The organism is Sphingomonas sp. 67-41 (assembly GCF_001899725.1).
Classification (GTDB): domain Bacteria; phylum Pseudomonadota; class Alphaproteobacteria; order Sphingomonadales; family Sphingomonadaceae; genus Sphingomonas; species Sphingomonas leidyi.
In genome coordinates this window covers 76,753-95,798 of sequence record NZ_MKWJ01000004.1, presented here as the reverse complement: position 1 = coordinate 95,798, position 19,046 = coordinate 76,753, and the positions used below count along the sequence as shown (strand labels likewise).

The window sequence follows — 19,046 nt, the reverse complement described above, 5'->3', positions numbered from 1 at the left end:
CAAATGTAATCGATTACAAAGTTATCGATTACATTTCCTTTGTCAAACGCTTTTATTGCAGTCGAAGCGAGCGATTGACACCGGTTTCCTAGGTCGGCGGGGAACAGCCGTCCCGGATGGTTATCTTCCCTAGATTCAGCGGCTTGGACTGCCCCCGATCAATCACCAGCGAAATTTGCCGTACGGCTTTCCCGGCGAACCGCCCGAGGCACCAGTGGCGTTCCTGCCACACTCCCTTCGCAGTCAATGGGTGAAGTGATTCGCTGCCATCGGCCATCGTCAGGCGCAGCGCATAGCCCGGCGACGCGGCGATCGCGGCCACCGAGAGCCCGGTCCGGGCATCGATCGGCAGATCCGTGAGGAACAGCGGCACTTCGGCCGGGTTGCCAAGCACGGCCTGGGGCGCCACGCGCAGCGAGCTGCCGCCCTGCCATGCGCGCTGGAAATCATAGCCGATCCGCAATCGCGCGGCGGGCGAATAGGCAAATTGCCAGCTCGGGAGCGGGTCTTGTCGCGCCATGTCGTGCCACGGACCGCCGACGACGCGCCCGTCCCGGAAATCGGTCAGGCCATGACCGGTGTTGAAACCGGTCTCGAACGGCAGCTTCGCGATCGTCGAGCGCGCCGGCACCAGCGCCGCGATGCCTTCCCACGCGCCGGTTCGCATCGCTTCCGTGGAATTTCCCGCGGCCATGTTGCGGTCGTCGCCGGCGAACAGCCGGACCTCGCCGTCATAAAAGGCTTCCGCATCCCGCGGATTGGCGCGAAAATCGCCGAATTCCCCGCCGGCATTGAAGTTGAAGTTCGGGGCGAAGAGCGCGACCGAGCCGAGGGCCGGCCCGTCCCCATGCTCGCGCAGGCCGCGCAGCCAGCTCTTGTTGCCGAACGCCTGCTGCGCATTGTGACGGGCCGGCCAAAGATCGGCACCGACGAACAGCGCATAGCGGTCTCGCCCCCGCGCCTCGGCGAGTTCCGCGCCCGCGCGCAATCCCGCGGGGGTCCACGCATAGTTGAGGAACATCGCGTCCGACACGCGCGTCGCGCCATCCTGCAGCAATGGCGCATTGCCGGCGGTATAGGCATTCTGCCACTGGACGCGGCCATCGGGCAGCATCGCGTCATACCAATGGATTTCCATGCCCGGGGGGGCGATCCGCGTCAGATACGCCATGAACCGCGTCATGCGCCGGGCAAGCTCGGGCGAGACGTCGGTCTCCTGGTTGATCAGCCAGCCGTCAAAGCCATAGTGGCGGGCGATCTCGACGAGACGGTCGGCGGCGGGAAAGCGCCCTTCGCCCTCCTCCCGCAGGAACGCCTCGAGCGTCTTCGCCGATCCGCCCCAGGCGAGCGGGGCGAAGAACGCGGTGCCGATCACTTTCACGCCGTTGCGGTGCGCGGTGTCGACCCATGGCCGGGCCGGGATCAGCACATTGTGCCCCGCAGTACCGGCAAACCACGACAACACGTCGATCTGGGCCCAATGGGTGAAGGTATAGAGATTGAACCGGGGCTGCGGCACCAGATAGTTGCCGAAATTGTTCATTCCGTCGGGGGCGAACAGCACGCGGACCTTCGGATCCAGCCGCGCGGCGGGATCAGGCCCCGGCCCCGGATCGACCATCCGGCCGGCGAGCGGCACGCGCGAGACATTGCCCGCATCGGCGAGCGGACCGGCCGCCTCCCACGCGAAGAGCTGCTCCACGCTGAGCGCGAAGGGCGGCGAGAGCGCCAGGGGCGCGTCCGCGGCGTGCGGCGCCCGAGCGAACGCCGCGGAGCCGGGCAACGCCAGCGCGATGGCGAATGCGGTGCCGCGCCACAAGGCCGCGCGAATGAGCCGGCGCGCCACTCAACCCTCTGCCGCCGCGGCGCGCCGAGCCGGCCCCACGAGCGCGGCCCGTGCCGGCACCGTCGCGTGCGTGTCGCTGACCGAAGTCACGCGAAGCGTCGCGGGATCGAAACGGCGGCCGTCGCGCACCCGCACCACCCGGGCTTCCCCGGCGAGCAGATCGAAGAAATTGTCGTCGAAATTGATGGGCGATCCCGGGGTATCGAGGGGAGCCGCGGCGATATGGACCGCCCGGGCGAACCGTCGCGCGCTGACCCGTACGACGTCGGGATTCAGGATTTCGATCTCGATCCCCGGCTCGGGCAAGGCCGAGGCGTGGACCGCCTCCGGGTGGACGATGTTCGAGGCCAGCGCCTCGCCCTGTCGGGTCAGCCGCAACGCCAGCACCGTAGTCGCGCGATCCAGCGCCGGCAGATCGTCGGCCGGGACCAGCAGAAGTTCGCGTGCCTCGTTCGCGCCGAGCCGGACTTCGCGCGCCGTGCGCCACAGCACGACACCGTCGAAATCGACCAGCTCGGCCACCAGCTCGACCGCGAGGTCCTCTGTCAGGTCGGACACGCCATGGATGCGGAAGCCGCCGTCGCGCGCCTCGGCACAGACCAGAACCGGCGCGAACGAGCGGGCGGCCTGATAGTGCAACGCCTTCCATTGCCCGTAATAGTCGATCCCCGACCAGGAGACTGCCGGCCAGCAATCGTTGAGCTGCCAGTAGAGGGAACCCATGCACATCGGCATGTTCCGCCGGTGCGCCTCGAAGGCGACGCGCAGCCCATCGGCCTGGAGCACCTGGCTGAGGTAGCAGAAATGCTCGAAACTGGTCGGTTCGCCGAAGGCCTCGCGCACGAAACGCCCGATGATCGCATCGCCCCGCCCATGTTTCTGGTGAACCGAGAGCACGGACGAGCCAAGCGTTCGATCCTCCGATGCGGTGAAGCGCTTCACGGAATCCAGCAGCGGATAGGACTGGAAGCCATATTCGCTCATGAAGCGGGACAGCCGCTCGCCATAGGTCGCGAAGGGCAGTTCGCCGTGCCAAACGCCCCAATAATGGCCATCGCCGCGCATATCGTCGGCCGGGTCGTTCCAGTGGCCGATGGGCGATGACGGAAAATAGAAGCGATCCGGATCGAGCCGCGCGACCACATCGGGCAGCAGTTCGTCGAACAGCCGGGCATTTCCCGCCACCATCGCCGCGAACTGCTCGGCGGAGTAGTCGAATTTCTCCGGCCATTCCCAATGGGCCACACCCAGGCTGATCTCGTTGTTGCCGCACCACAGCGCGAGGCAGGCATGATGCCGCAACCGGCGGACCGCCTGCATGGCTTCTTCCTCGACGAGCTGGAGAAAGGCCTCGTCCGAGGGATAGAGCGTGCACGAGAACATGAAATCCTGCCAGATCAGGATGCCGTGCTCGTCGGCGAGGTCGTAGAACAAATCGCACTCGTACACCCCGCCTCCCCAGACGCGGAGCATGTTCATGTTGGCGTCCGCCGTGTCGCGGAAGAGCTGGCGATGGCGCTCGGGCGTGACAGCTTCCTGGAAACTGTCCTGCGGGATGTAATTGGCCCCCTTCATGAACACCGGGCGCCCGTTCACCTTGAGATAGAAACACTCGCCATGCGCGTCGGGGTGATTGACCACTTCGATGGTGCGCAATCCGATCCGCTGCACCGTCGCGTCGATCGGGCCGTCCTTGTCGACCAGCCGCACGGTGAAGGCATAGAGACAGGCTTCGCCCAGCCCGTTGGGCCACCAGAGCCGGGGGTCGTCAATCGTCGCCGCGATCCGGTGCGACCGCATGCCCGGCTCGAGCGCCACGGGATGCCGGACGATAGGCATGCCCGGCCGGTCGCACGTCAGCTCCAGCCAAGCCTGGCCATCCGCCTGCCCTTCGATCTCGACGGTGAAGGCCAACTCGGCCCGTTCGGGCGACAGGTCGACGATCTCGTGCCGCAATTCGGCAATGCGCGCCTTGCGGACAAGGTCGAGCCAGACTGGCCGCCACACGCCCGACGTGACGTATTTCGGACCCCAGTCCCAACCGAAATGATAGGGCGCCTTGCGGACATAGACGCTGGCGTGATCCGCGGTCTTGTCGTTTTCCGCCGGGTAGAGCACGCCCTCGCGCGCGCGCCGCTCGGCACCTGGCGCAACCGGCGACTTGAACCGGAGCGCCAGTTCGTTGCGGCCCGGCCGCAGCAGCGCCCGGCACTCGGCCCGATGGACACAGAACATGTTCTCTGCCCGCAACAGGGGCATGCCGTTGAGCGCCACCGAGCAATAGGTATCGAGCCCTTCGAAGACCAGCGCGACGCTGTCGGCAGCCAGATCCTCGCCCGATATCTCGAACGCGCAGCTATATTCCCAGTCCTCGTTCTCGATCCATTGCAGTCGAAGCTCGGCGTCACGCGCGAACGGGTCCTCGATCACGCCGTTGCGCAGCAGGTCGGAGAAATTCGAGCCGGGCACGCTGGCCGGCATCCATGCCGTATCGCCGGCCCGGCGAAACACCCAGCCATCGGCGATCGGAATGCGCCGTCGCAGCGCGATATGTGCGGCCGCAGCCGCGGCAGAAGCGGTCATTGCAATAGGATCTCGTCAAGGAACAGCCATGCCTTTCGCCCGGGCGGGCTGAGGCCTGGCGGCATGGTGCCCGCGGAAAGCACGCGGACCTGATAATGTCGGAAGCTGCCGCGCACGGGGATGCGCAGGCGATCGACCGCCTGCCGGATCTCATGCGGTGCGGCTACATCGCGGCTGCCCACCAGCGACAGCGCCCCCGCTTCGCTTCCGGCCCAGATCTCGATCCGCCGCGGCACGAGGATGCCGTTCATTGGATCGTCGAGATAGCCGATCGTCACGCTGCGGACGGGCCGCGACCTGCCGAGATCGATGGTCGCGGTGATGTCGCCCAGCCGCCCCGACCATTTCTTGTCCCCATAGAAGCGGGTGCCGCGCTGCTGGTCGATCAGCATCGCGCCGTCGGCCCGGCCATAGGGCATGTCGGGCTCCGCGATGGCGATCCGCGGATAGCCGGGCCCGAGACCGACGGTAGCGGCGCGCGCATAATGCTTCTCGAAGATCGTGCTCATCGCCAGCCCTTCGCGCAGGGCAACGGCCTTCAGCACCGTGTCATGGCTGATCCGAAGCGGGCCGGCATAGCGCCGCGATCGCCCATCCGGCTCGCGGCCATCGAGGGTGTAGCGAATGACCGCGCCCGGCTCGGCGGTCTGCAGGACGACCGTGCGCGAACCGGCGAAATATGCCGCGGCATCGGAGTCGAACGGCGCCCAGGCGGCGCGATGCGGCACTTCCGCCGGCAGCTTGTCGTCGAACGCGCCTAGGCTGGTCTCCCGCGGATCGCTTCCCCATGCGCGGTTCGGCTTCGGCCCCATCTCGAACCGCAGCACGCCGCCGGCCATGATCCGCTCGTGCCGGATATAGCTATAGGGGTAAGGCTTGCCGTCGAGCGTCGCCGACTGGACGAAGATGTTCTCGGGCGTCAGGCCGTCGGCCTCGACGACGAAGGTCTTGCCGCTTTCGAGCCCGATCGTCGCGCGGCGATGATGGGGCGCCGTGATCTGATAGGTCAGGTCGCCCGGCGCGATCGGATAGAAGCCGAGCGTGGCAAGCAGATACCAGGCCGACATCTGGCCCAGATCCTCGTTGTTGACGAGGCCGTCCGGTCGATCGGCGTACATTTCCCGGACCAGGCGGTTCACATAGCGCTGCGTCAGCCACGGCTCGCCGACGAGATTGAACAGCCAGGCCATGTGATGCCCCGGCTCGTCCCCATGCGCATAGCGGCCGATAAAGCCCGAGATGTCGACATGCTGCTCGCCACCGATCGGCCGAGTGTCGGTGAAGATTCCCTCGAGCCAGCGCGCATAGGCTTCGCGTCCGCCGTGCAGCCGGATCGCGGCGACCATGTCGTGCGGCGTATAGCTCGAATAGGCCCAGATATTGCCCGAGACATAGTGCCGGTTCAGCGTATCCCAGGTGTCCATCGGCACCGGCACCCTGCTCCCGTCGGCCAGCCGCGGCAGCAGATAGCCGTTGGCCGGATCATAGAGCTGGCGCCAACCGGTCGCGCGCTCGGCGAAGAGCGCGGCATCCGCGCGCTTGCCGAGCTTCTCCGCGACGCGGCCGATCGCCCAGTCCTCGTAATTCTGCTCGGTGGTCTTGGAGACCGAGCTCGCCACGTCGGCGGGGACGAACCCATAGGCCAGATAGCCCGCCATGCCGTTCGCGTCATAGACGTTGCTGTGCTTGGTCGTGTCGAAGGCGCTGGCGCGAATCGCCGCATAGGCGGCTTCGGGATCGACGCCGGGAATGCCCTTCAGCACCGCGTCGGCGATCGGCGAGACGATGCTGTAGCCGATCATCACGCGATTGTCGTGGCCGACGGCCTCCCAGCTCGGCAGCAACAGGCCCTGCTCGGCATGGCGCGAGACCATCGAGGCAACGATCTCGCCATCCTTCTTCGTGTCGATGATGGTCAGCAGCGGATGCAGCGCGCGATAGGTGTCCCAGTTCGAAAAATTGCTGAACTGCGGGATCCTCGACTGGCGGACCTTGCCGTCGAGATAATAGGCCCCCGTGACGTCCGAGACCAGGTTGGGCGCGATCGCCGCATGATAGGCCGCGGTGTAGAACAACCGCTTCTGCCGCGCATCGCCTTCGATGGTGATCCGCGACAGGCGCTCCTGCCACAGGCGGGTGGCGTCGGCCAGCGCTGCATCGAACGTGCGGCCCCGCGCATCGGCATCGAAATTGGCCTGCGCACCGCCCTCGCCCGTATGTGACAATGCCACGGCGACTTCGACGCTATCCCCGTCCTCCGGCGCGAATTGCACCAGCGCCTTGATCGCGCGTCCCGTCCGGGCGCGCCCCTCGACCGGGCGGTCGTCCTCCGTCAGCCTCGCGCTGGCGAACGGTTGCGAGAAACGCGCGACGAAGAAGACCGAACGGTCGCCCGACGACTGGCTGATCGCGCGCTTCCAGCCGCGGATCTCATGGTCGGAGACGATCTCGACTTCGGTGCGATAGGCGTGGTCCCCCACGCTGTGGGTCGGATCGATCACCACATAACGTGCCGCATCGCCCCGATAGGTATAGCGATGAAAGCCGGCGCGCGCGGCAGCGGTCAGCTCTGCATCCACGTCCGGATCGTCCAGATGGACGCGGTAGTAACCCGGCCGCGCCAGTTCGCGCGCGTGCGAGAAGCGCGAGCGATAGCCCGAACCCGGCCGCTCCGCCGAGCCGGCGTCGGTCGAGGGCGAGCGCGTCGGCATCAGCAGGATGTCGCCGAGCGCCGAAAGCCCCGCCCCGCTGATATGCGTATGCGCGAAGCCTTTGATGTCCTCGTCGGAATAATGGTAGCCCGAGGTCCAGTTCCAGCCATTGCGGTCGTTCGACGGGCTGAGCTGGACCATGCCGAACGGGACGGTGGCGCCGGGAAAGGTGTGGCCATTGCCGCCGGTGCCGATCAGCGGATCGACATAGGCGACAAGGTCCTCGCCAGGCCTGGCCGCCACGGGTGCTTCCCGCGCGCCCGCGCCGACGGCCAGCAGCAATGCCGCGGCTACGAACCGCATGCCCGTCCGCCGAGTCATCGCGCAATCTCCGGCGCGGCGTCCAACCGCGCCATGTCGCTCGGCCAGTCCTCGAGCCGGCGGTACCAGGTGCGCCACAGGATCAGCCCGCCGGCGGATGCGACCGCGATTGCCGCCAGCAGGCCGGGGATATTCTTGAGCACGAGGAAGATGGGCACCGCCACCAGGCTGGTCTGGACGATCGTGCCCACCGCGATGTTGAACATGTCGCGCGGGAAGTTGCGGTTCGGCCGCACCCCCGGCCGCTCCTGCGCGAGCGCGCGATGTACCGGCCCCCAGAAGCCCCAGGGACGCACCCGGTCGTAGAAGGTCTTGAGCACCGCCATGTCGGTCGGCGGAGTCATCAGGCTCACGGTGACGGCAACGGTCCCCGCGACCAGGATCACCAGCGGGAAGAGATAGAGCGCCAGGACGGAGCCCATGTCGGGCAGCAGCGCCCCGAACAGGAACGGGAAGGTCATCGCACAGGCCATGCCGGCGACCGTCCCCCAGAAATAGCCATGGCCGTTGAACCGCCACCAATACCATTTGATCACGTTCGACGCGGTGTAGCCGCCCCACAGGCCCGACACGATCCATTGCAGGGCATCGTTGATGCTCGAGACGAACAAGCCGATCCCCATGCTGAGCAGGACGACGGTGAGCGACACGGCATAGCTCATCCAGATCATCCTGCGCTGCGATGCGTCCGGATTGACGTAGCGACGGTAGATGTCGTTCACGAGGTAGAGCGGCGCCGCGTTGAGACTGCTTGCGAACGTCGCCATGAACGCGGCGAGCAAGCCGGTGACGATGAGCCCGCGCATGCCGGTGGGCGCGAAGCTCTGGATCGCGGCCGGCAGGATGCTCTCATAGTCGATCCGCCCACCGGAGACGAGATCGAGCCGGTCGACGAAGACCAGTGCCAGCACCGTGAAGCCCGTGATCATCAGATAGCGGATCGGCATCAGCACCACCGAGACGAAACCGGTCAGCTTCGCCGCGTCGCGCGGCGTGCGGGTCGCCAGGATGCGCTGCATGTCATAGCTCGGCGCGGGGCCGGCGGCGCTCTTCAATATCCCCGAGAAGAGCATCATCATGAAAAGCGCGCCGAACAGGCCGTAGCCGTCCGCCGCGATCTTGGTCTGGACCTCGGGCTGGATCGCGTGCCAGTCCAGATCGAGCGACCAGCCGAAAAATGGGTTCATCCACCCTTGGGGCGTGGCAGCCACCACCTGTTCGGGCGAAACCAATGTCATGGCGAGGCCAGCGATGAAAATCGCCGCAATGGTCATGATCGAGAATTGCAGGACATCGGTCCACACGATCCCGGGCATGCCGCCGAGCACGACGTAGAGCGTGACCAGGCTGGTGAAGAACACCGCATAGATATTCGGCACCAGCGCGGGATCGACCGTCATCCCGCCGAGCAGCGGCGCCACCGTTTCCCACGGGATGAAGAGCTCCATGAACTTGCCGATGCCGACAAAGGCATAGGCGAGGAAGCCGACCACGCAGAACAGCGCGAAGACCACCACCGAAAGATGGGAGAGCCGGCTTCCCGCCCCCTCCCCGAAGCGCAGCAGGATCCACTCGGCCCCGGAGCGCACGTTCGAACGGCGCAGCCACAGCGCGAGGAAGGCCATCAGGAAGACCTGATTGAACACCGGCCAGAGCCAGGGGAGCCAGACGCTCTTCAAGCCATAGACGAACAGCAGCGTCGTCAGCCACATCGTGCCCGAGATATCGAACATCCCCGACGCGTCGGACAGGCAGAGCAGATACCAGGGCATCTTCTTGTTGCCGAGATAATAGCTGTCGATGCTCTGCGCCGCGCGGCGACGCACCACCAGCGCGATGACGAGCGTTGCCAGGAGATAGGCGGCGACGATCGCGCCATCGATAACGGTCAATCCTGCCCCCTCTCCAACGAACCCGTTGGCGCCGCGCCCGCCGGACCATTGCTATCTGCCCGGACTCGTTGCGCGAATCCGGATTTGCAATCGATTACATTTTTTGTAAAGCCCTTCTCGACAATATTGACAACGGGCCGGCCATCGCCCTCTTTCGTCATGAACGGCGCAGGATCCGGCAATGGGGGAGCGGATGGATGCGGGAAGCGCGAAGGGCAATCACACGGCGATGACCACCATCCTTGACGTAGCACGGGCAGCCGGGCTTTCGACGGCGACCGTGTCGCGGGCGCTCCGCGAGCCGGAGAAGGTGACCGAGAAGACCCGCGCGAAGGTGTTCAAGGCAGTCGAGGCCGTGAACTATCGGCCGAACATGCTGGCGCGCAACCTGCGTACCGACAAGTCCTTCACGCTGCTGGTGCTCGTGCCCGGCATCGCCAATCCGTTCTTCGCCAACGTCACTGCGGGGATCGAAGCGACCGCCTGGAAACGCGGCTATTCGGTGCTGCTCGGCGACACGCGCGATTCGCCCGAGCGCGAGGAACATTATGCCCGGCTGGTCGAGACGCGGCTGGCGGATGGCGTGATCCAGCTCAGCCCCGACTATGCGCCGGCCGAAAGCCGCCGCCAGGCTCCCTACCCCGTGGTCCATGCCTGCGGCTGCGAACTGACGGAGGCGCCTTCCGTCCGGATCGACAATGTCGGCGCGATGCAGGAGGTCGTCGCGCATCTGATCGCCCGCGGCCATCGTCGGATCGCGGCGATCAGCGGCCCGCAGGCCAATGCCCATGCCATCGACCGCCTCAAGGGCTATCGCCAGGCACTCGAGGCGGCCGGCATCGCCTTCGATCCGGGACTCGTGCTCCACGGCAGTTTCAGGATGCAGTCCGGCTTCGAGGCCGCGCGCGAGATTCTCGCAATGTCGCCGCGGCCCACGGCGATCGTCAGCATCAACGACGAAATGGCCATCGGCGCGATCCAGGCGCTCGCGGCCCAGGGCGTCTCGGTCCCCGCGGATATCGCGGTCACCGGCTTCGACGACATCGATTTCGCCGCCCATTCCACGCCGGCGCTCACCACCGTCAGGCAGCCCGCCGCCGAGATGGGCGCAAAGGCCTGCGAGCTGCTGATCGACTGGATCGAGGACAAGGCGCGAGACGAGGCGGTGCACATTCTGCCGCATACCCTGGTCGTTCGCGAGAGCAGCGGGTGAGCGCCCCGCCACGCGCCGATAGTGCCGGGAGCGCGTCCGGGCACCGCCCGCAGCCATTTCCGCCGCCCACCCTCAAATAAGGCTGGCCTCGCGATATGTAATGGATTACATTTCGTGCAACGACCGCGTCGCGCGGCGCAGCGGGTCCAGGGGGAGAGGCATGGAATGATCGTCGGACTGGATATCGGCGGTCATCACGTCGCCGGCGCGCTGCTGAACCGGCAGGGGCACGGGATCCTCGTCAAGAGCTACAGGCATAGCGAGACGCGCAGCGGCGCCGCCAGCGCGGAACTCCTCGATGCCTGGGCGCACCTGATCACGACGATCGCGCCGGACACCGATCGGGTCACCGGAGTCGGCATCGCGATGCCGGGCCCGTTCGACTATCGCACCGGCACCGCCTTCTTCGAAGGCAATGGCAAGTTCCAAAGCCTCTACGGCATCAACGTGCGCGACGAATTGCAGCGCCGCCTGCCCGCTTCGCACGAGATTCGCTTCCTGAACGACGCAACTGCCTTCGCGGTCGGCTGCGCGGCGATGGGTGCCACCGGGAATTGCACCCGCCTGCTCGCGATCACGCTCGGCACCGGGCTCGGCGCCGCGTTCCTCGATCGCGGCATCCCGGTGATCGAGGAGGAGCCGGGTGCGGTGCCGCCCGGCGGATGCCTGTGGAACTTGCCGTTCAAGCACGGGATCGCCGATGACTATGTCTCGTCCCGCTGGCTTCTGACCGAAGGCGCCAGGCAGAGCGGTCGTCCGCAAGAGAATGTGGCCAGAATGGCGGCCGACGCCCGGCAGGACGAAGTCGTGCGGTCCGTCTTCGCGGAATATGGCGCCAATCTCGCGGCCATCGTCGCGCCCTGGGCACGCGGATTCGGCGCCGAGGCGATCATGCTCGGGGGACGCATCGCCGGCGCGTTCGACCTTTTCGCGCCTGCCCTGCGCGCAGGGCTCGCTGCATGCGACGTCGCGACACCGATACTGATACACGAGAATACCGAAGACGCGGCCATTGTCGGCGCGGGCCAGATGTTCGCCCCCGCCTTCTGGGCCGAGGCGCGAACCCGGCTTCCGCGCCGGTGAGAAGGGATAGGGAGACGATGCGGATGGGGGGATTTGCAACGCGCATTCTGGGGCTCGCCCTGGCCATGCTCCCGGTCCCGCTCGCCGCGCAGCAGGCACCAGACTACGCCGACCTGGCGAACCCGCTCACGGGAACCGATTCGTCGTTCGAATTATCCTATGGCAACACCTATCCGGCGATCGCCGTGCCATGGGGCATGAACTTCTGGACGCCCATGACCAACAAGATGGGCGACGGCTGGACCTATCGCTACGGCGACCACAAGATCCGCGGCATCAAGCAGACCCATCAGCCGAGCCCCTGGCTCAACGACTATGGCGCCTTCTCGCTGATGGCGCTCACCGGTCCGCTCAAGTTCAGGGAAGACGAGCGCGAATCCTGGTTCTCGCACAAGGCGGAGACCGCGCGGCCCTATCGCTACGGCGTCTATCTGGCCGATTACGACGTGACCGCCCAGGTGACTTCCACCGCGCGGGCGGCGCATTTCCGCTTCACCTTTCCCGAGAGCGAGCAGAGCTGGATCCTGCTCGACGCGTTCGACATGGGCTCGATGGTCAGGATCCTGCCGAAGGAACGCCGGATCATCGGCTATGCGCGCAACAATCATGGCGGCGTTCCGGGGAATTTCCACAACTGGTTCGTCGCCGAGTTCGACCGCGATTTCGAAATTGCCGAAACCTGGGGGGACGGCTGGAAGCGCAACCCGGGAATCGCCCAGGCCGAAGGGCAGCATGTCGGCGCGATCATCGGGTTCAAGACGCGCAAGGGCGAGCAGGTCCATGTCCGCGTCGCCTCTTCGTTCATCAGCCCCGAGCAGGCCGCGCTCAACCTCGATCGCGAAATCGGCAAGGACAGCTTCGAAGCCACCGAGGCGAAGGCCAGGGACGAATGGAACGCCCTGCTCGGCCGATACAAGGTGGAAGACCCGGATATCGACGCGAAGCGCACCTTCTATTCGGCGCTCTACCGCACCCTGCTCTTTCCGCGCAGGTTCCACGAAATCGACGCAGCCGGCCGGACGATCCACTACAGCCCCTATGACGGCAAGGTGCATCCCGGCCCGATGTTCACCGACAACGGCTTCTGGGACACGTTCCGCGCGGTCTTCCCGCTATTCGCGCTGATGCACCGCGAAGTCGACGGCCAGATCATGCAGGGGCTCGCCAACACCTATGACGAATCGGGCTGGCTCCCCGAATGGGCCAGCCCCGGCCACCGCGACGTGATGATCGGATCGAACTCGGCGGTGAACATAGCCGACGCCTATCTCAAGGGCATTCGCGGCTTCGACATCGCCAAGCTCTACGAAGCGATCCGCAAGAATGCCGATACCGATCAGGGGCGGCCGAAGTCGCGGGACGGCAAGACGATCAGTTCGGTCGGTCGCGAAGGCGTCGATTGGTACAACCGGCTCGGCTATGTTCCGTACGATGTCGGCATCAACGAGAATGCCGCGCGCACGCTCGAATATGCCTATGCCGATTTCACCATCTCGCGGCTCGCACAGGCGCTAGGCAAGCCCCGGGACGCTGCCCTGTTCGCGGCACGCGCGCAGAACTACCGCAAGCTGTTCGACCCCGAGAGCGGGTGGATGCGCGGCCGCAACCGGGACGGAAGCTTCCAGGCGCCGTTCAACCCCCTCAAATGGGGCGATGCCTTCACCGAGGGCAACAGCCTCCACTATAGCTGGTCGGTATTCCAGGACGTGCAGGGCCTGATCGCGCTGATGGGCGGCGACAAGGCCTTTGCCGCGAAGCTCGACAGCGTGTTCGACAGCCCGCCCAAGTTCGACGACAGCTATTACGGCTTCACGATCCACGAGATCCGCGAGATGCAGATCGTCGACATGGGCAATTATGCCCATGGCAACCAGCCGATCCAGCACATGATCTATCTCTACAACTATGCCGGCCAGCCATGGAAGGCGCAGGCCAGGGTGCGCGAAGTGATGCGCAAGCTCTATTCGAGCGCGCCCGACGGCTATCCGGGCGACGAGGACAATGGCCAGACCTCGGCCTGGTACGTGTTCAGCGCGCTCGGCTTCTATCCGGTGACGCCCGGCGCGAACCAATATGTGATCGGCTCGCCCCTGTTCCGGCATGCCGAGCTGGCGCTGGAGAATGGCCGGACCTTCACCATCGAAGCTCCCGGAAACAGCGCCGCGAACATCTATATCCAGTCCGCCACGCTCAACGGCAGGCCGCTCGACCGCACCTGGCTGGGCCATGACGAGATCATGGCCGGCGGCACATTGCGCTTCGAGATGGGGCCGCGGCCGAACATGGCATGGGGCACGGGACCCGCCGCCGCACCCTTCTCGATGAGCGGGCGAGGCAAGCGCTGATGGCCGTCACGCTCGAGATCTGCGTCGACGACGCCGCAGGGGTGGCCGCGGCGGTGATGGGCGGTGCCGACCGGATCGAGCTGTGCGGCGCACTCGAACTGGGCGGCCTCACCCCCTCCCCCGGCCTGATCGAATATGCCGTGGCGACGGGCGTCCCGGTCCACGCGATGATCCGCCCCCGCGCCGGCAGCTTCGTCTACGACACGGACGAACTGGCGTTGATGGCCGAAGATATCCGACACGCGCTCGCGCTCGGCGCCACGGGCATCGTGGTCGGCGCATTGCGCCCGGACGATACGCTGGATTCGCGCGCCCTGGCGCGCTTTCGCATGGTCAGCCGCGATGCCGCGCTGGTGCTGCATCGCGCGATCGACCTCGTTCCCGATCCGATTGCCGCGGTCGAGGAGGCCTGCACCCTGGGCTTCGACAAGATCCTCAGCTCGGGCCAGGAAGCGACGGCGCTGGCCGGCGCGCTGACCCTCGCCCGGATGGTGGAGGCGGCGGACGGCAGGCTGTCCGTCATCGCCGGCTCGGGCCTCGCTCCCGACAATGTGGTCCGGATCGCGCGCGTGAGCGGCGTGCGCGAGGTGCACGCTTCCGCGAGCCAGCCCGGACGCCCCGATCCGCGCAGCATGGCCATGGGGTTTTCCGCCGGGCCCCGGCGCAGAACCAGCGCGGCGCTGGTCCGCCGCCTGCGTACCGCCATCGAGGAGAGCGCATGACGACAGCAGTGACTCGCCGTACCGCCATGGCCATCGGCCTGACGAGCGCGACCTTCGCCGGTGCGAGTTCCGCCTTTGTGCGGGGCAGCGACCCGGTCGCACTGGTTTCCACCTGGGATTTCGGTGCCGCGGCGAACGCCGCGGCGCTCGCTCGCCTCAATGCGGGCGGATCGCTGATCGACGCGGTCGAAGCCGGCGCACGCGTGCCGGAAGCCGACCCGACGAACCATTCGGTCGGGCTCGGCGGCTATCCCGACCGCGATGGGCGCGTGACGCTGGACGCGGTCATCATGGACGATGCGGGCCATATCGGCGCGGTGGCGGCGCTCGAGGACATCATCCATGCGATCTCTGTCGCCCGGCTGGTCATGGAGAAGACGCCGCACACGATGCTGGTGGGCGAAGGCGCGCGGCGCCTTGCCATCGAACATGGGATGAAGACCGCCAAGCTGCTGACGCCCGAGGCCGAGAAGGCATGGCGCGCGTGGCTGAAGACAGCGCAATACAAGCCCCAGGCGAATATCGAGAACCAGTTGCCGGGGCCGCCGGGCTCGGCGCTGAACCACGACACGCTGGGCCTGCTCGCGCGCTCGGCGGACGGCCGCATGGCGGGTGCCTGCACGACTTCCGGCATGGCCTACAAGATGCACGGCCGCGTCGGGGATTCGCCGTTCGCGGGGCACGGCCTCTATGTCGAGCGCGGCATCGGCGGCGCCACGTCCACGGGCGTGGGCGAGGAAGTCACCCGCATCGTCGGCACCGCGCGCGTGGTCGCGTCGATGCGCGCGGGCCTTCCGCCCCAGGCCGCCTGCCGGGAAGCGGTCGAGCATATCGCCCGCCTGCGCGGCGATGCGATACGGGAGATGCAGGTCGGCTTCCTGGCGCTGAGCGCGGCCGGCGAAGTGGGTGCCTTCGCGCTCCTCCCGGGATTCACCTACGCCGTGACTCGGCTTTCCGGGGAAACCCAGCTGCTGCCATCCGACAGCCTGGCCGGCGCACGCTAGGGACAAGCATTTTCAGGGGGGACAAATGACGACGAGACAATCGGCTGGCGTGACGGCGGCCTATGCCATCGTGACGTGCCTGTTCTTCGCCTGGGGGTTCATCACGTCGCTGATCGACCCGCTGGTGGCCGCGGTGAAGGGCATCTTCACGCTGACGGATTTCCAGGCCCAGGCCGCGGCCTTCGCCTTCTTCGCGGCCTATGGCGTGATGTCGTTCCCGGCAGCGGCGCTGCTCGCGCGCCTGAAGTCGATCCCGACCATCCTGAGCGCGCTGGGCATGATGATCGTCGGGTGCCTGGTGATGCTGGCGGCCGCCAATCTCGCGGTGTTCACGCTGGTGCTGCTCGGGCTCTTCATCCTGGCGAGCGGCATCACCATCCTGCAGGTGGCGGCCAACCCGCTCGCCGCGGCGCTGGGCGATCCACGCTACAGCCATCTCCGCCTGACGCTCAGCCAGACCTTCAACTCGCTGGGGACGTTCATCGGGCCACTGCTCGGCGCGCACCTGTTCCTGGCCGGCATCGAAGTGAAGGAAGGGGCAGTCGTCACGAAGGAAGTCCGCGCGCAGGCGCTGGCCGGCATCGATTCCGCCTATTTCTGGATCTGCGGCCTGATCGCCGCGCTCGCGGTGTTCTTCTGGCTCAGCCGCCGGGTGGTGACCGAGGCGGCGCCGCTTTCCACGGCCGAGCGCCGGGGGATCGCCAACCTGGTCGTCGACGCCTTCTCGTCGCGCTGGGCGCTGTTCGGCGGGCTTGCGATCTTCCTCTATGTCGGGGCCGAGGTGTCGATCGGCACGCAGATGGCGCTGTTCCTCAATTCGGATGCGATCTGGGGCCATTCGGATGCCGCGTTCGGCGTGCCGCTGCTCGGCTATGCGATGGGCAGCGACGGCATCCCGGGCGTCTCGCTCCAGGAAGCCGGCAAGGCCGTCGCCTTCTATTGGGGCGGCGCGATGGTCGGCCGCCTCGTCGGCTCGCTCCTGCTCACCAGGGTCAAGGCGCACCGACTGCTCGCGCTGTTCACCGCCATCGCCGCCGCCATGTGCCTCTACGTCTTTGCGGTCGGCGGCGTCACCGCCGGCTTCGTCGCGCTCAGCATCGGCCTGTTCAACTCGATCATGTTCCCCGTCATCTTCACTCTCACGCTCGAACGCTCCACCGCCAGCGCCGAATCCACCTCGGGCCTCCTCTGCACCGCCATCGTCGGCGGCGCCGTCCTCCCCCTGCTCGTCGGCCTCGTCTCGGAACACAGCAACTATGCGACTGCGTTCACCGTCCCGGCGCTGTGCTACGCGACGCTTTGCATGTTCGCCGTGGCCGCGGCACGCAAACCGAAGCTGCCGCGCGCCGAGCCCGCCGCGATCAGCCTCCATTAGGCCGCGTCGGAGGATCAATCGCAAAGGGGCAGATAGACCAGAAAACATGCCCCCGAGCGATCGGATCGGTTCGCCGCGACGATGCGCCCGCCATGCGCCTCGACCAGCTTCGCGGTGAGTGCCAGCCCGAGGCCGCTGCCGGAGCGTACCGCGACCTGCGATCTCGCCGCCCGCCAGAACGGCATGAACAGGCGGCGTTCGTCGCCTTCCTCGAACCCCCTTCCCTCGTCGGCAACCCGAAGGACGGCGGCAGCGCCTTCGACGGCCACCGATATCTCGACCGCGTTGCCATCCGCGCCATGGCGGATGGCATTGCTGATGAGGTTCATCACGACCTGGCGCATCCGCACCGGGTCTGCCCGCACCCGCGCGGGCTGGCAGGCCTCGCCTATCGTCAGGCCGGCCGCCTCGGCCTCGGGGCGAAGGTCGACGATCGCGAACTGCACGACCCGGGCGAGGTCGACCACGCGCAGGTCCAGTTCGAGGACATGGGCATCCGCATGGGCGAGCGTGCGAAGATCCTCGACGATACGCGACAATTGCTCGACCTGGCGCAACAGGCGCTCCGGCTCGTCGGTACTCGGGTCGATGAAGCCGTCCGTCAGCCCGTGGAGACGCCCCTTGAGAATGGTGAGCGGCGTCCGGAGCTCGTGCGCGATACCGGCGGTCAGGATCTTGCGCTCGCGCTCATAGGCTTCGAGGTCGGCCGCCATCCGGTTGAAGCTGTCGACCAGCTCCGCGGTTTCCCCTGCCAGGCCGACTGCCTCGACCCGCACGCCGCGCTCGCCCTCCGCGACCTGGCTCGCGGCAAGGCTGACCGCGCTGATCGGAGCGCTGATCCTGCGCGCGAAGACATAGGCGATGCCGCCACCGACGCTGGTCGAGACGATGCCGATCACCGCCAGGAACAGCCAGTCGCTCGGCAGCATCACCGAACCCGAATATTGCTCGTGGAGATCGAAGAACCGATCGCTGTCGGTCTGCCCCGAACGCACCAGCCGCTCGAACTCCGCGCGCGCCTTGGGCGGCATGCTGTCGCCGATCTGATGGAGGTGAAGGACAGTGGCGCCGTAATAGACCGCGACGCTCATCGCGATCGTGATGAACGTCATCATGCCGGCGAGCAGCCAGACGCGCGTGACGATACGGTTCAGCGCTCGGGCCAAAGGCGATATCCCACTCCGCGTACCGGCTCGATCATGTCGCCGCATCCGACGGCATTCAGCTTGGCCCGCAATTTCGACAAGTGCGAATCCACCACCCGGTCATAGGCATCGCTGTCGGGCGACGCCGCGTCCAGCAATTCCATGCGCGTGAAGGCGCGGCGCGGCTGGCGCGCCATGTGCGCGAAGATCTGGAACTCGGTGGGCGTCAGCGGCAGGCGCTCGAGCCCGCTCCCGTCCTCCGCCCGGCGCAGCACGGCATGGGCATCGATATCCACGACCAGGCTGCCGATGCCGATCGTCCGATGCGGGCTCGCTCCCTGCGCGCGGCGAAGCACCGCGCGGACGCGCTCGACCACTTCGGCCGGATTGAACGGCTTCACCACATAGTCGTCGGCGCCCATCCGCAACGACGACAGCTTCGAACCGTCGTCGTCGAGCGCGGTGACCATGATCACCGGGGTGCCCGCGCGATTGCCGATGGTGGTGAGCACCTCCAGTCCGTCGCCGCCGGGAAGCCCGATATCGAGGAGCACCAGGTCCGGCCGGAACTGCGCGTGCAGCCGGATCGCTTCGGATACCGAGAACGCGCGCTGGGTCTGATAGCCGCCCTTGTCGAGATAGAGCGCCAGTATGTCGCCAATTTCCCGTTCGTCCTCGACAATCAATATCCTGCCGCTCATCGCGCCTCCTGCGGCTGGCCCTAGTCGCTGATTGTGTAGGTTGGGTGGAGGCGGCGGGGATCGAAATGCGCCCCTCCATCAAGCCTCCATCGAATCCTCCATAAG

12 protein-coding genes are annotated in these 19,046 nt (G+C 66.6%); 6 read left to right on the top strand and 6 right to left on the bottom strand.

From position 1 onward, the window contains the following. Window positions 1–88 precede the first annotated feature (88 nt). The 4 genes from BGP17_RS02220 to BGP17_RS02205 are packed head-to-tail and all read right to left on the bottom strand — an operon-like array spanning window position 89 to window position 9,353. Complete coding sequence (locus tag BGP17_RS02220) at window positions 89–1,846, bottom strand: endo-beta-N-acetylglucosaminidase (protein WP_286710862.1); 1,758 nt, start codon at window positions 1,844–1,846, stop codon at window positions 89–91. Next, window positions 1,847–4,429, bottom strand: coding sequence for a beta-mannosidase (locus BGP17_RS02215; RefSeq protein ID WP_286710861.1), 2,583 nt, complete (start codon window positions 4,427–4,429; stop codon window positions 1,847–1,849). Next, entirely contained in the window at window positions 4,426–7,461 is a 3,036-nt protein-coding gene (locus tag BGP17_RS02210) for a GH92 family glycosyl hydrolase (protein WP_286710860.1), read from the bottom strand. Before BGP17_RS02210 ends, BGP17_RS02215 begins: the two co-directional genes overlap by 4 nt. Continuing rightward, the gene (locus BGP17_RS02205; RefSeq protein ID WP_286710859.1) at window positions 7,458–9,353 is read right to left on the bottom strand and encodes a sodium:solute symporter family protein; all 1,896 of its coding nucleotides are present in this window, start codon (window positions 9,351–9,353) and stop codon (window positions 7,458–7,460) included. The genes BGP17_RS02210 and BGP17_RS02205 overlap by 4 nt, the downstream gene beginning before the upstream one ends. 229 nt (window positions 9,354–9,582) lie before the next feature. Between BGP17_RS02205 and BGP17_RS02200 the strand changes: the two genes are divergently transcribed. From BGP17_RS02200 to BGP17_RS02175, 6 genes are all read left to right on the top strand, one after another. Next, window positions 9,583–10,566: a LacI family DNA-binding transcriptional regulator gene (locus BGP17_RS02200; protein ID WP_286710858.1), complete on the top strand. Its 984-nt coding sequence runs from the start codon at window positions 9,583–9,585 to the stop codon at window positions 10,564–10,566. A 165-nt stretch (window positions 10,567–10,731) separates the two neighbouring features. Continuing rightward, window positions 10,732–11,649, top strand: coding sequence for an ROK family protein (locus BGP17_RS02195; RefSeq protein WP_286710857.1), 918 nt, complete (start codon window positions 10,732–10,734; stop codon window positions 11,647–11,649). Between the two features lie 23 nt (window positions 11,650–11,672). Beyond that, window positions 11,673–13,994, top strand: coding sequence for a GH92 family glycosyl hydrolase (locus tag BGP17_RS02190; RefSeq protein WP_380926249.1), 2,322 nt, complete (start codon window positions 11,673–11,675; stop codon window positions 13,992–13,994). Then, the gene (locus tag BGP17_RS02185; RefSeq protein ID WP_167299236.1) at window positions 13,994–14,716 is read left to right on the top strand and encodes a copper homeostasis protein CutC; all 723 of its coding nucleotides are present in this window, start codon (window positions 13,994–13,996) and stop codon (window positions 14,714–14,716) included. Before BGP17_RS02190 ends, BGP17_RS02185 begins: the two co-directional genes overlap by 1 nt. Continuing rightward, a complete protein-coding gene (locus BGP17_RS02180; RefSeq protein WP_243857165.1) occupies window positions 14,713–15,720 on the top strand; it encodes a glycosylasparaginase in 1,008 nt (335 codons plus the stop codon). Before BGP17_RS02185 ends, BGP17_RS02180 begins: the two co-directional genes overlap by 4 nt. A 25-nt stretch (window positions 15,721–15,745) precedes the next feature. Continuing rightward, window positions 15,746–17,095, top strand: coding sequence for an MFS transporter (locus BGP17_RS02175; RefSeq protein ID WP_286710856.1), 1,350 nt, complete (start codon window positions 15,746–15,748; stop codon window positions 17,093–17,095). Between the two features lie 14 nt (window positions 17,096–17,109). Here BGP17_RS02175 and BGP17_RS02170 read toward each other — a convergent pair whose 3' ends face one another. Together BGP17_RS02170 and BGP17_RS02165 are read right to left on the bottom strand one after the other, a co-directional pair. After that, window positions 17,110–18,261 carry a sensor histidine kinase gene (locus tag BGP17_RS02170; protein ID WP_286710855.1) on the bottom strand — a complete coding sequence of 384 codons (1,152 nt, stop codon included), beginning with the start codon at window positions 18,259–18,261 and terminating at the stop codon, window positions 17,110–17,112. After that, entirely contained in the window at window positions 18,246–18,941 is a 696-nt protein-coding gene (locus BGP17_RS02165; RefSeq protein ID WP_286710854.1) for a response regulator, read from the bottom strand. The genes BGP17_RS02170 and BGP17_RS02165 overlap by 16 nt, the downstream gene beginning before the upstream one ends. Window positions 18,942–19,046 lie beyond the last annotated feature (105 nt).

Excerpts from the sequence above, each read along its gene's own strand:
- BGP17_RS02200 (WP_286710858.1), top strand. The coding sequence starts at position 9,583 with ATGACCACCATCCTTGACGTAGCACGGGCAGCCGGGCTTTCGACGGCG.
- BGP17_RS02185 (WP_167299236.1), top strand. The coding sequence starts at position 13,994 with ATGGCCGTCACGCTCGAGATCTGCGTCGACGACGCCGCAGGGGTGGCC.
- BGP17_RS02215 (WP_286710861.1), bottom strand. The coding sequence starts at position 4,429 with ATGACCGCTTCTGCCGCGGCTGCGGCCGCACATATCGCGCTGCGACGG.
- BGP17_RS02180 (WP_243857165.1), top strand. The coding sequence starts at position 14,713 with ATGACGACAGCAGTGACTCGCCGTACCGCCATGGCCATCGGCCTGACG.
- BGP17_RS02175 (WP_286710856.1), top strand. The coding sequence starts at position 15,746 with ATGACGACGAGACAATCGGCTGGCGTGACGGCGGCCTATGCCATCGTG.
- BGP17_RS02190 (WP_380926249.1), top strand. The coding sequence starts at position 11,673 with ATGGGGGGATTTGCAACGCGCATTCTGGGGCTCGCCCTGGCCATGCTC.
- BGP17_RS02165 (WP_286710854.1), bottom strand. The coding sequence starts at position 18,941 with ATGAGCGGCAGGATATTGATTGTCGAGGACGAACGGGAAATTGGCGAC.
- BGP17_RS02210 (WP_286710860.1), bottom strand. The coding sequence starts at position 7,461 with ATGACTCGGCGGACGGGCATGCGGTTCGTAGCCGCGGCATTGCTGCTG.
- BGP17_RS02195 (WP_286710857.1), top strand. The coding sequence starts at position 10,732 with ATGATCGTCGGACTGGATATCGGCGGTCATCACGTCGCCGGCGCGCTG.